This window comes from Streptomyces sp. NPDC087422 (assembly GCF_044744145.1).
Lineage (GTDB): Bacteria > Actinomycetota > Actinomycetes > Streptomycetales > Streptomycetaceae > Actinacidiphila.
This window is the reverse complement of sequence record NZ_JBIUXT010000001.1, coordinates 304061-316703: the sequence shown is the minus strand read 5'-3', so window position 1 is coordinate 316703 and position 12643 is coordinate 304061. Positions and strand designations below refer to the sequence as shown.

General features: G+C 71.9%; 10 protein-coding genes. 6 read left to right on the top strand and 4 right to left on the bottom strand.

From position 1 onward, the window contains the following. Positions 1 to 3 precede the first annotated feature (3 nt). Positions 4 to 849 (top strand): endonuclease/exonuclease/phosphatase family protein, encoded by an 846-nt coding sequence (locus tag ACIO6U_RS01395; RefSeq protein WP_401714740.1) that lies wholly within the window; start codon positions 4 to 6, stop codon positions 847 to 849. Between the two features lie 34 nt (positions 850 to 883). Here the strand turns inward: ACIO6U_RS01395 and ACIO6U_RS01390 are convergent, their stop codons facing one another. Then, a complete protein-coding gene (locus ACIO6U_RS01390) occupies positions 884 to 1564 on the bottom strand; it encodes a hypothetical protein (RefSeq protein WP_391043914.1) in 681 nt (226 codons plus the stop codon). After that, positions 1557 to 2381, bottom strand: a complete 825-nt coding sequence (locus tag ACIO6U_RS01385) for an alpha/beta fold hydrolase (RefSeq protein ID WP_355334207.1) — start codon at positions 2379 to 2381, stop codon at positions 1557 to 1559. The genes ACIO6U_RS01390 and ACIO6U_RS01385 overlap by 8 nt, the downstream gene beginning before the upstream one ends. A gap of 265 nt (positions 2382 to 2646) precedes the next feature. Between ACIO6U_RS01385 and ACIO6U_RS01380 the strand changes: the two genes are divergently transcribed. From ACIO6U_RS01380 to ACIO6U_RS01360, 5 genes are all read left to right on the top strand, one after another. Further along, complete coding sequence (locus ACIO6U_RS01380; RefSeq protein WP_401714738.1) at positions 2647 to 3480, top strand: lysophospholipid acyltransferase family protein; 834 nt, start codon at positions 2647 to 2649, stop codon at positions 3478 to 3480. 25 nt (positions 3481 to 3505) lie between these two features. After that, the gene (gene macS / locus ACIO6U_RS01375; RefSeq protein WP_401714736.1) at positions 3506 to 4804 is read left to right on the top strand and encodes a MacS family sensor histidine kinase; all 1299 of its coding nucleotides are present in this window, start codon (positions 3506 to 3508) and stop codon (positions 4802 to 4804) included. Further along, a complete protein-coding gene (locus ACIO6U_RS01370) occupies positions 4801 to 5484 on the top strand; it encodes a response regulator transcription factor (protein WP_355334202.1) in 684 nt (227 codons plus the stop codon). The genes macS and ACIO6U_RS01370 overlap by 4 nt, the downstream gene beginning before the upstream one ends. Positions 5485 to 5555: 71 nt before the next feature. Further along, positions 5556 to 6584, top strand: coding sequence for a 6-phosphofructokinase (locus tag ACIO6U_RS01365; protein WP_355334200.1), 1029 nt, complete (start codon positions 5556 to 5558; stop codon positions 6582 to 6584). A gap of 154 nt (positions 6585 to 6738) precedes the next feature. Next, the gene (locus ACIO6U_RS01360) at positions 6739 to 7395 is read left to right on the top strand and encodes a uridine kinase (RefSeq protein WP_401714734.1); all 657 of its coding nucleotides are present in this window, start codon (positions 6739 to 6741) and stop codon (positions 7393 to 7395) included. An 84-nt stretch (positions 7396 to 7479) separates the two neighbouring features. Here ACIO6U_RS01360 and ACIO6U_RS01355 read toward each other — a convergent pair whose 3' ends face one another. Together ACIO6U_RS01355 and ACIO6U_RS01350 are read right to left on the bottom strand one after the other, a co-directional pair. Beyond that, on the bottom strand, positions 7480 to 9432 hold the full coding sequence (locus tag ACIO6U_RS01355) for an anthranilate synthase family protein (RefSeq protein ID WP_401714732.1): 1953 nt from the start codon (positions 9430 to 9432) through the stop codon (positions 7480 to 7482). Between the two features lie 262 nt (positions 9433 to 9694). Further along, positions 9695 to 12460 carry an N-acetylmuramoyl-L-alanine amidase gene (locus tag ACIO6U_RS01350; RefSeq protein WP_401715806.1) on the bottom strand — a complete coding sequence of 922 codons (2766 nt, stop codon included), beginning with the start codon at positions 12458 to 12460 and terminating at the stop codon, positions 9695 to 9697. Positions 12461 to 12643: the final 183 nt, after the last annotated feature.

The following is a 12643-nucleotide window of genomic DNA, read 5'->3' as shown; positions in this document are numbered from 1 at the left end:
ACGATGACAGTGGAGGATCTGCCGAGTTCCGCCACCGAGCCGGGGGGCTCGGCGGTCGTCCGCGTGCTCAGCTACAACATCCGTTCCATGCGGGACGACACGGCGGCGCTGGCCCGGGTGATCCGAGCCTGCGCCCCCGATCTCGTCCTCGTCCAAGAGGCTCCGCGGTTCTTCCGATGGCGTAAGGCCGCGGCCCGCCTCGCCCGTGCGTCCGGCCTGGTGTACGTGACCGGCGGGGCGACCGCCGCGGGCCCGATGATCCTTTCCTCGCTCCGCGCGCATGTGGAGCGGGTGGAGGATCCGCTCATGCCGCACCGGCCCCCGCTGCACCAGCGGGGGTTCGCGACCGCCGTGCTCAGGATCGGCGGCGCGCGGCTGGCCGCCGTCTCCACCCACCTGAGCCTGTCGCCCGCCGAGCGGTACGAGCAGGCCGGATACGTACTGGACCGGGTGGCCGCGATGGGCGAGCCGTATGTGGTGCTGGGCGGCGACTTCAACGAGCCGCCGGACCGCCCCGGCTTCTCCCGGATCGCCGACGTCCTCCAGGACGGCTACGCCACCGCGCCGTGGGGCGCCGAGATCACCAACCACCGGGCGCCGTTCCAGCGGATCGACGCCGTCTTCAGCACACCGGGCATCGAGGTGCTGGGCTGCGGGGTCCCGTTGGGCCTGCCCGGAGTCAACGAGGCCGATCTGTACGCGGCCACCGACCACATGCCGGTGCTCGCCGCGCTCCGGGTACCCGCCACCGCGATGGAGGCGGAAGCGGAGGGCGACGCGGAAACGGAGGCCGGGGCGGACGCGCGGGCCGGTGCCGAGGCCGAAGCCGAGGCGGAAGCGGCGGGATAGCCCCGCCGCCGCTCCTCGTCAGGGACGCGGGGCCTCAGACGACGGCCCCGCCGCCCGGCAGGTCGTCGTCGTCCTCTCCCGTACGCATCCGCGCGACCAGCGTCGTGAAGCCGCCGAGGAAGCCGCCGACGCCCAAGAGGATGGCCCACCAGGTGAGTTCGACCTGGAAGAGGACGAAGCCCAGCATGAGCAGCGGTCCGCCCAGGACCGCGATCCAGGCGAATTTCGTGGTGACGTCCGCGTCGGGCAGCGGCGGCGGCTCGGGCGGCACGTAATGCGCGTCCTCGTCGTCGTCGGCCAGTTCGTAGTCGCGCGGACCCTGGATGACCGGGTGCACGACGATGCTGCGGCTGGAGCCGGGCAGCGCGGGACGTCCGGCGTCCGCCTTCGTGCCGGTCCCGGCCTCGCCCTCGTCGTCCTTCTCGCCGTCCTTCTCCGCGTCCGCGGAGCCGTCCCCCGGGCTGTTCCCCGAGGCACGCCCGGAGCCGGCCCCCGAGCCGTCCGCCGACCGGTCGCCCGGCCGCTGACCCGTGCCCGACGTGGTGGGTCCCGAGGCCGTCTCCGTGACGTTCTCCGAGTCCGGCCACGCCACCGACCCCGGCTCGGGCTCGTCGTCGTATCCGGCGATCAGCGCGGCCCACGCCGCGTCCTCGTCGAGCGGCGGACGGGCCGGCTCCTCCTGCGGTGCGGTGCCCTCGTCCTCGCGGTCAGCCACCGGCCGTACCCCCCTTTACCGCTTCGTCGGCCGCGCCGCCCTCGGCGAGGTCCCCTGCGGGCTCCCCGCCCGGCCGGGACAGCCGCTGGATGAAGTCGTACGACTCCGTGAAGATCTGCTCGGCGTCGTGGTCGAGCGTGGCGACGTGGAAGCTGCGCTCCAGCACCCGCTCGGTGACATCGGTCGAGGAGACCTTGCTGAGCACCACCGCCGAATTCGACGGGTGCACCACATGGTCGACCCTGCTGTGCAGGAGCAGCAGCGGCTGGGTGACCTGCGGCAGCCCGGCGTGCACGACGGGCCAGAACTTGCTGAGCGAGTGCACGGCGTGCAGCGGCGTCCGGTCGTAGCCGAGTTCGGCGCCGCCCTCACGGGCGATGTCGCTGGCGATACCGGGCACGGACGGCACCAGGTGCCGCAGCACGGGCACCGCCTTGAGCTGGAGGCTGTCGGCCTTCACCGACGGGTTCACCAGCACGAGCCCGCTGATCGCGGCGCCGTGCCGCTCGGCCAGCCGCAGCGCCAGTGTGCCGCCCATCGACAGACCGCAGACGAAGACCTGCGAGCAGCGGTCGGACAGCGACCGCAGCTCGCGGTCGACCTCGGCGTACCAGTCCTGCCAGCCGGTGACCTGCATGTCCTGCCAGCGGGTGCCGTGGCCGGGCAGCAGGGGAACGGAGACGGTCAGCCCGCGGGCGGCCAGATATTCGCCCCAGGGACGCATGGACTGCGGTGTACCGGTGAATCCGTGACAGATCAGGACGCCGATCTCGCCGCCGTCATGGCGGTACGGCTCGGCTCCGGGCATGAGCGGCACCGTGGGTCTCCTGTTCGAGGGCGCGATCGCGGGTACACGAAGGTGAGAGGTTCAGCGTACGCGGACCGGATACCAAGCGGTAAGCCCCGTCGGTGGCCGCGGCGAGCGTGGCCCGGGCGGCCGTGGCGTGACCATGGCACCTTCATGGCGGCGGCACGACGGTGCCGTGATGTCGTCACGGCGTGGCCGCGGTGCCGGGGTGCGTGGGGAGAGACCGGGCCCGACTGGCGTTAAGGTCTTCCCGTCGGCTACAGGAGGTCCTCGGTTGTTCTACGGTGCGATGAAGATCGCCATCGGCTCGCCGCTCAAGGCTGCCTTCCGCCCCTGGGTGGAGGGCCTGGAGAACATCCCCAGGGAAGGGCCGGCGATCCTGGCGAGCAACCACCTGTCCTTCTCGGACTCCTTCTTCCTGCCCGCGATGCTGGACCGCAAGGTCACCTTCATCGCGAAGGCCGAATACTTCACCTCCCCCGGAGTCAAGGGGAAGCTGACGGCCGCCTTCTTCAAGGGCGTCGGACAGCTCCCGGTGGACCGCTCGGGCGCGCGCGGCGCGGGCGAGGCCGCGGTCAAGAGCGGCATCGCGGTGCTGGAGCGCGGTGAGCTGTTCGGCATCTACCCCGAGGGCACCCGCTCGCCCGACGGCCGCCTCTACCGCGGCAAGCCCGGCGGGCTCGCCCGTGTCGCGCTGGCCAGCGGCGCCCCGGTGATCCCGGTCGCGATGATCGACACCGAGAAGGTGCAGCCGGTCGGCCAGGTGATGCCCAAGCTCTCCATCCGCCCCGGCATCCGGATCGGCAAGCCGCTGGACTTCAGCCGCTACCACGGCATGGAGGGCGACCGCTTCATCCTGCGCTCGGTCACCGACGAGGTGATGTACGAGATCATGAAGCTGTCCGGCCAGGAGTACGTGGACATCTACGCCACCGCCGCCAAGCGCCAGATCGCCGAGGCCGCCAAGCGCGCCGCCGAACTGGAGAAGGCCGGGGGCCGCGACTCCGGTACGGGCGGGGAATCCGGTACGGACGGGGACTCCGGCACCGGGGGAACCGGCGAGGGCGGCCCCGGCGACATAAAGCAGGAGCAACCCGCAGGCCAGTGACCGGCCGCGGGGGAGGGGACCCGGCATGAGGATGTCCGTCGAACAGCCGCTGTGGCGCGCGCTGGTCGCCTACCGTGTCCTGACCCTCGGCTACGCGCTGTCGCTGTACGTCTACGCGTACAACGACCTGCTGCACCCGCTCGGCGCGGGTGCGTACATGCTGGTGCTCGCGGTGTGGACGCTGTCCACGCTCGGCCGCGTGATGTCGGCCGAGCGCTGCACCAAGCGCTTCCTGACCATCGACCTCACGGTCGCGATCACCGGCATCCTGCTCACCGCCGTGGTCGACACCCAGGCCAGGATCGACTCGGGCTCCTTCACGCTGCCGTCGATATGGACCGCGGGCTCGGTGCTGGCCTTCGCCGTCAAGGGCGGCTGGCGGTGGGCCGCGGTCGCCTCCACGCTGGTCGCCGCCGCTGACCTGATCGAGCGCGGCACCCCCAGCCGCGACACCCTGCACAATGTCGTGCTGATCTGGGTGGCGAGCATCGCCATCGGCTATGTGGTCGAGGTCGCGCGGGCCAGTGAGCGCACCCTGGCCCGCGCCCTCCAGATCGAGGCCGCCACCCGGGAGCGCGAGCGGCTGGCCCGCGACATCCACGACGGCGTCCTCCAGGTGCTCGCCATGGTGCAGCGGCGCGGCAACCAGGCCGGGGGAGAGGCCGCGGAGCTGGGCCGGATGGCGGGTGAGCAGGAGGCCGCGCTGCGCACCCTGATCACCGGCGGCCCGCTGCCCGAGGCGCGCGGCGCCGGTGACGCCCTGACGTCAGGCCCGCACGACCTCACCACGCTCCTCACGCCGTACGCCTCGGCGAGCGTCACGCTGTCCGCGCCCGGCACGCCCGTCCTGCTCGCACCGGACGCGGCGGCCGAACTGACCGCCGCCGTGGGCGCGGCGCTGGACAATGTGCGCAAGCACGCGGGTGACGGCGCGCACGCCTGGATTCTGGTCGAGGACGAGCCGGACGCGGTGCTGGTCAGCGTGCGGGACGACGGTCCGGGCATCACCGAGGGGCGGCTGGCCGCGGCGGAGGACGAGGGGCGGCTCGGTGTCGCCCAGTCGATCCGCGGCCGGCTGCGGGACCTCGGCGGCACCGCCGTGGTGGAGTCGGTGCCGGGCCAGGGCACGGAGGTCGAACTGCGGCTGCCCAGGGGGCCGTCGAAGAACACCGCGCCCGCTGCCGAGCCCGACCGCGCGCCCGTGTCCGAGCCGGAGGACACCGACCCCGCACCCGTATCCGACCCCGCGCCCGTATCCGGCCCTGACCCCGTGTCCCGGCCCGTGCCCGTACTCAGCGAGACAGAGGGAAGCAGGACCGCATGACCGATCAGTCCGTGACGGTGATGGTCGTCGACGACCACCCCATGTGGCGCGACGCCGTGGCCCGCGATCTGTCCGACTCCGGCTTCACGGTGGTGGCCACCGCGGGCGACGGCCCCGAGGCGATCAGGCGGGCGCGCGCCGCCCGCCCGCAGGTGATCGTCCTCGACCTCAACCTGCCCGGCGCCTCCGGCGTGCAGGTGTGCAAGCAGGTCATGTCGGACGACCCCGCCATTCGCGTCCTGGTGCTGTCCGCCAGCGGCGAGCACGAGGACGTCCTGGAGGCGGTGAAGTCCGGTGCCACCGGCTATCTGCTGAAGTCAGCGGGCCGCGACGAACTGGTCGACGCGGTGCGCAGGACCGCCGTCGGCGACCCGGTGTTCACACCGGGCCTGGCCGGACTCGTGCTCGGCGAGTACCGCAGGCTCGCGACCGTGCCGCCGCCCGCCACGACCGGCGAACCCGCCGCGCCCCGGCTCACCGAACGCGAGACCGAGGTGCTGCGGCTGGTCGCCAAGGGCCTGAGCTACAAGCAGATCGCGCAGCGCCTGGTCATCTCCCACCGGACCGTGCAGAACCACGTGCAGAACACCCTCGGCAAACTCCAGCTCCACAATCGCGTCGAGCTTGTCCGATACGCGATCGAGGCCGGTCTTGACGGCGACCTGGACGGCGACATGTGACCCAAGTCACGCTAGCTTGGCCGGTGTTTGTCACATCCGGCACAGCTGGCTTGCGACGAAGGGAAGAGTCCATGCGGGTCGGAGTTCTGACCGGCGGCGGTGACTGCCCAGGTCTCAACGCGGTCATTCGCGGCATCGTCCGTAAAGGCGTCCAGGAGTACGGGTACGAATTCACCGGCTACCGGGACGGTTGGCGCGGTCCCCTCGAAGGGGACATCGTGCCGCTCGACATCCCGGCCGTGCGCGGCATCCTGCCGCGCGGCGGCACCATACTCGGGTCCTCCCGCACCAACCCGCTCAAGGTCGAGGGCGGCGTGGAGCGCGTCCAGCGCAATCTCGTCGAACAGGGCGTGGACGCGCTCATCGTGATCGGCGGCGAGGACACCCTCGGCGTGGCAGCCACCCTCCACGACGAACACGGCGTCAAGGTCGTCGGCGTCCCCAAGACCATCGACAACGACCTCGACGCCACCGACTACACCTTCGGCTTCGACACCGCGGTCAACATCGCCACCGAGGCCATCGACCGGCTGCACACCACCGCCGAGTCCCACATGCGCGTCCTGGTCGTCGAGGTCATGGGACGGCACGCGGGCTGGATAGCCCTGCACTCCGGCCTCGCGGGCGGGGCCAACGTCATCCTCATCCCGGAACAGCGCTTCGATCTCGACCAGGTCTGCGCGTGGGTCGAGAGCCGCTTCAAGATCCGCTACGCGCCGATCGTGGTCGTCGCCGAGGGCGCCATGCCCAAGGACGGCGACATGGTCCTCAAGGACGGCACCCTGGACTCCTTCGGCCACGTCCGGCTCTCCGGGATCGGCGAATGGCTGGCCAAACAGATCGAGAAGCGCACCGGCAAGGAGGCCAGGACCACCGTCCTCGGCCACGTCCAGCGCGGCGGCACCCCCAGCGCCTTCGACCGCTGGCTCGCCACCCGCTTCGGCCTGCACGCCATCGAGGCGGTCCGCGACGGGGACTTCGGCACGATGGTCGCGCTGCGCGCCACCGACATCGTCCGGGTGCCGATCGCGGACGCCACCGCCCGTATCAAGACCGTCGATCCGCTGCTCTACGAGGAGGTCGGCGTCTTCTTCGGCTAGGGCTGCTCCCCGCCGGAAATTCTTTTGCCCGTCGCTTGCCCGACACCGCTTGTCACCAGCGATCTCCTCGCCCTATTCTCCCTCCACCCGGCATCGGACCTGTCCCGTCCCGCCGCTTCGTTTCCCCCCATTGAGCACATGAGGAGCGCCCGGTATGACGGGTGTGGCGAGTGGGCAGCACGTGCCCCTACTGGCGGTCGCAGGCGGCACCGCATCCGGCAAGTCCACGCTTGCCGAGGCGTTGGCGCGGCATGACCCGGAGACCGTCGGTCTCATCCATCTCGACGACTTCTACGTCCCCGCGCACGATCCTGTGCGCGGGGTACGTACGCGGAGCGCCTCGGGCGCCGACACGCTGGACTGGAACCATCCGGGTTCCATCGACGAGGGGGCCGTCACGGCGGCCGTCGACGCCGCGACCTCCGGCGGGCGGTACCGGCTGGTCGTCGTCGAGGGCCTGTTCGCCCTCACCCTCCCCGCCGTCGTCGCCCGCGCCACCTGGCGCGTCTACGTCGACACGCCGGACGACATCCGGCTGGCCCGGAAGATCCTCCGCAAGATCGACGTCCTCGGCCAGGACCCGCGGCTCTCCCTCCTCAACTACCTTCAGAGCGGACGCGAACGCCACGCGGCCTACGTCGCCCCGTCCCGGGCCCGTGCCGATCTCGTGCTCGACGGCACGGCGGACGGCGCGTCGATGCTGCGTGCGGTGACCGCGCTCATGACGCTGCCCCCGAGGAGCGCGGGGAACCGCGCGATCAGCCACAGCGTGGCGGCGCTCGCCCCGCAGGCCGAGCCGCTCGCGGTCTGATCCCTCCCACCGGCCGGTGGGACGTGGCCGCGCGGTTCCTCGCGCCCCTGAGGAACGAGGAACCGCCGCTCGCCGGGCGGACCTTCAGGCGACCGTCACCGACGTCAGCAGCTCGGCCACCACGGCGGGGCCGTTCAGGGTCAGGACGGACTCGGGGTGGAACTGGACGCCGGCGAAGCCGGGGCCGCGCAGGGCGTGGACGTCGCCGGTGGCGGGGTCCAGGCTCAACTCGACCTGGTGCATGGCCAGTTCCTCCGCGACGGCGGAACCGGGGGCGCAGCGGGCGGTGAAGGTGTTGTAGAAGCCGACGGTCTCGGGGCGCCCGAAGAAGTCGATCCGCTCCTGGGCACCCTGCGCGGGACGCGCCTTGCGGACGATGTCGAGGCCGAGTTCGGCGGCGAGCAGTTCGTGGCCGAGGCAGACCCCGAGGATGCCGTGCCGGTGCCGGGCGACGAGATCGGCCGCCAGGCCGCGCAGCAGCCGCATCTTGGGGTCGGCGGTGTCCGACGGGTCGCCGGGCCCGGGGCCGAGGACGACCGGCCCCGGGTGGCCCAGGGCGGTCTCCCGCAGACCGGGCTCGTCGAAGCGCCGTACCGTCACGGCCAGCCCCGAGGAGCGCAGGACGTGCGCGAGCATCGCGGTGAAGGTGTCCTCGCCGTCCACCACCAGCGCGTGCCCGGCCGGCGGCGCCTCGTCCGTACGCGCGGTCCGCATCCGCAGCCAGAACGGGGCGAGGTGCGCCCGCCGGGCGTCCAGCGCCGCCCGTACCCGGATGTCGTCGGCCAGCCTCGGCCGTACCCCGCTCGCCGGGGCCGCGGGGGCCGGGCGGACCCCGAGGGCGGTCAGCACCCCGGCGACCTTGGCGTGGGTCTCGGCGACCTCGCCGTACGGATCGGAGTGCCGGACGAGGGTCGCGCCGACCGGCACCTTCAGCTCCCCGGCCGGGGAGATGTCGGCGGTGCGGATGAGGATCGGCGAGTCCAGGGTCTGCGCGCCGCCCGCGTCGCGGCCGAGCAGGGCGAGCGCGCCCGCGTAGTAGCCGCGCCCCGCGCCGTCGGGCCCGACCGGCTCGTAGCGCTCGATGACCCGGCACGCGTTCTGCACCGGTGAGCCGGTCACGGTCGCGGCGAACAGCGTCTCGCGCAGCACGTCCCGCACGTCCATGGTGGAGCGCCCGCGCAACTCGTACTCGGTGTGCGCGAGATGGGCCATCTCCTTCAGCCGCGGGCCGACGACGACCCCGCCGAGGTCGCCGACGGTGCACATCATCTTCAGCTCCTCGTCCACGACCATCGTCAGCTCCTCCACCTCCTTCGGGTCGTGCAGGAACGCCAGCAGCCCCTCGGCCGACGGCCCTTCGGCCGGATAGCGGTAGGTGCCGCTGATCGGGTTCATCACCACCGCGCTGCCCGACATCCGTACGTGCACCTCGGGGCTCGCCCCGACCAGGGTGCGCTCGGGCGTGTGCACCACATACGTCCAGTACGCGCCGCGCTCGCCGCGCAGCAGCCGGGCGAAGAGCGCGAGCGCCGCGTCCGGGCCGTGGTCGGCGACCGTGCCCCGGAAGGTGCGGCGGATCACGAAGTTGGCGCCCTCGCCGCGCCCGATCTCGTCCTCGATGACCCGCTCGACGATGCCCGCGTACGTGTCGTCGTCCACGTCGAAGTCGCCGCCCTCGACGCGTACCTCGCGGTCGGGCAGCGCGGCCAGCAGGTCGGCGAGCGCGAACGCGTACGACTCCTCGGGCCGCAGGACGGTCAGCGGGGTGCCGTCGTCGTGGACGTCGAAGCCGCGCTCGCGGATCTGCCGGAACGGGACGAGGGCGAGCGCGTCGGTGGCCGGGGAGCCGTCGGCGGGCGCACCCGTCGGCAGCGGGATGTCGGCCAGCCGCTCGACGGACCCGACCGGGCCGAGCAGCACCTCCACCACGGCGTCCGGGCGGCCGGGCGTACGGCGGTGCAGCAGCGCGAACGGCGGGCAGCCGGGGGCGGTCAGGCGCTCGACGAGGGCGTGCGGGGTGGGCTGGGTGACGTGCACGGCGGTTCCTTCCAAGGGAGTTCGGAAGGGGCGGCCGGCCCGGCGGGGAAACGCCGAAGGCCGCCCCTGGAGGCGGCCTTCGCGAAGTGTCGTGCGCGCGATCAGTGGGCCGCCGGAGGAGCGGTCCACCACCAGTTCTGGTTCAGCGACTGAATCGTCGTTGTCGGCGCGTTCATACCGCCGACCTTAGCGCACGGCCCGCGGGTGGGACAGCCGGTTCCACCCGCGGGCCGGGCCCGTGGTCACGCGCGGCGGCGGTGGGTCAGAACAGCAGGTTGTACGCGTTCCAGCCGCCGCCGATCTGGGACTTGGCAGCGAAGGGTCCGCCCGTCGCCGTCCCGGTGCCCTTGTAGAACCACAAGGTGCCCGAGGCGTCCCGCGCCACGGCGTCCGGCTTCCCGTCGCCGTTGAGGTCGCTGACCCCGACGATGGTGTTGTACGCGTTCCAGCCGCCGCCGACCTTCACCCGCGCCGCGTACGGGGCGGTGGGGCTGCCGGTGCCCTTGTACAGCCACAGCACACCGGCGGTGTCGCGGGCCAGCAGGTCCGCCTTCCCGTCGCCGGTGATGTCACCCGTGCTGATCAGCATATTGAAGATGTTCCAGCCGGGACCGATCTTCACCTTGGCCGCGAACGGCGCCGCCGGGTTGCCCGTGCCCTTGTACAGCCACAGGTTGCCCGAGGAGTCGCGCGCGATCAGGTCCGGCTTGCCGTCCCCGGTGATGTCCCGGGCGCCGGTGATCATGTTGTAGACGCCCCAGCCCGCCCCGGTCTTCAGCCGCGCCTTGAACGGCCCGGACGGCTTGCCGCTGCCCTGGTAGTACCAGAGCACGCCCGAGGTGTCGCGGGCCACCAGGTCACCGGTGCCGTCCGCGCGCAGCGCGGTCATCGCGGTGACCGTGTTGAAGATCTGCCAGCCGGGACCGACCTTGAACTTCGTGTAGAAGGGCGTGGTCGCGCTGCCCGTGCCCTGGTACTGGTACAGGCCGCCGGAGGCGTCGCGGGCCAGCAGGTTGTAGCGGGTGGTGCCGGAGTCCGCCGCTGTGCTGGTCTTGAGCTGGACGTCGCTGGCCTTCACCCAGGCGATCCGGTGGTTGTACCGGATCGGGTAGAAGAGGTTCGTCTTGCCCTGCACCAGCGTGCGGTCACCGGCCGCGGTGCCCGCGAAGGTCCCCGCGAACCAGTAGTCGCCCGCCTTCTGCACACCCGCCGTCGGGTACGCCTGCCCGGACAGCACGCTGTACTTCGTCAGCGACGCGTTGTTCTGCGACTGCACCGGCACGTTGGTGCCGGTGTACGCCGCGTCCTCCGGGTACGCCCGGCCGTAGACCGGGATCGAGGTCGCGCCGGTCTTCGGGGTGATCACGCTGGTCGGCGCGACGACCGAGGTGTACTGGCCGCCGGGGTTGCGGAACCACAGCTTCTTGCCGCCGTACCAGATGGCCGTCCAGTCGTTCTGCGCCTCGGCGACGACGTAGGCGCCGCCCGCGAGGACCTTGTTCGACCAGTTGGAGCCCTCGGTCGGCAGCGGGCCCGTACCGACGTACGGGTCGGTCGGCTGCGCGGCGGTGGTGGACGGCGAGGTGTACAGGTACAGGAAGTTCGCGGGCTGCGCGGCCACCGCGGTGCCGCCGTTGGTCAGCTTCGGCTGGTTCGCCGTGCTGTACGGCGGGACGACCCGCACGAGCTGGCCGGCCTTGACCGGACCGCCCGCGCCGCCGGCGCCGTCGGGCGCGCCGAGCAGCGACATGTAGTGGTTCCAGTCGAAGAACGGTCCCGGGTCCCAGTGCTGCGTGCTGACGTTGGTGTCGAGCACGCCCGGCACCTCGTCGTGGCCGATGATGTGCTCACGGTCCAGCGGGATGTTGAACTTCGCGGCCAGGTACTTCACCAGCGTCGCCGAGGACTGGTACTCCTGCTCGGAGACCCACTGGCCGTTCTTGATCGCGTAGCCCTCGTGCTCGATGCCGACCGAGTGCATGTTCACGGTCTTGTTGGCTGCGTGCCACGCCTCGTTCTTGGTCTCCACGGCCTGGGCGACCTGGCCCTGGCCGCCGACCACGTAGTGGGCGCTGGCGTACCGGGACACGTCCTTGAACGTCGCCAGGGTGCCCGCGAAGGTGCCCTCGGCGTCGTGGATGACGATGTAGCGGATGTCCTCGCCGTTGGCGGGCCGGTTCGACTCGTTGTAGTTGCCGAAGTCGTCCGCCGCGGAACCGGCCTTGGCGTAGGCGGCCGGGTCGAAGGTGCAGTGCAGCTCGGCCGGGCACTCCGGGGTCGGGACGGCCGCCGTGCTCGCGAACGTCGCCGTCACCGGGACCTTGGCGGGCTTGACCACCCGCACCGTCGGGTCCGCGGGCAGCGTCAGCGACTGGCCGTCGGTGGTGACCCGGCTGACGCCGGTCTTCACCGAGCCCAGCACGCGCTCCGCGAAGAGCTGCGCGCCCTGCGGGTCGGTCGACTGGCTGTAGCGCGCGATGCCCGCGTACCACTGGCCGGGGTCGGCCGGCAGCGAGCCGGTGGCCTCCTTCTGGTACCGCGCGAGCAGCGCGGCGCCCGCGCGGACGCTCTGCCGCTCGTCGGTGCGTACGTCCTCTTGCGAGGTACGGGTCAGCTTGGCCGCCGCGTCCAGCGTGTGCAGCCGCGGGTCGTCGGTGTTCACCTTCGCCGGGTCGGACCTGAGCGCCCGCGCGGCGTTGAAGTGCTTGGTGACCACCGGGTCGCCGCTGAGGTTCACCTCCGCCAGCTTGTCGGCGGTGCTCGACTCCTCCAGGTCCTCGGGCTCGACCTGGGTCAGCCCCATGACGTTGTACGCGCCCGTGGTGCTCGGCTGTCCGTTGTGCGCTTCCCACAGCGTCTGCTGGTACGAAACGGCCATCAGCACGCTCTGCGGGACCTTGAACTCCTTCGCCGCGGACGCGAAGGCGTCCTGCAACGAGGTGGTGGAGCCATCCGCCTTCGCGTCCGTCCCGCCCCCGGATGACGGTGTCGCGATGGCGATGGTGCCGTAGGTGGCGACGGAGGCCAGCACGACGGCGGCGGCTCCGTAAGCGATCAGTGATTTCTTCCGGCGGTGTCTACGTGTCAACGCGCAGCCCTCGGCTATTCCGGCACGCGAGTCGCGCGCCCTCCCCTTGATGACCGCGGGGTTTGGCGGTCACCGGCCCTGAGGCCGGTCCGGCGGATCGCGAACGGCCCCTTCGGCTGCTGG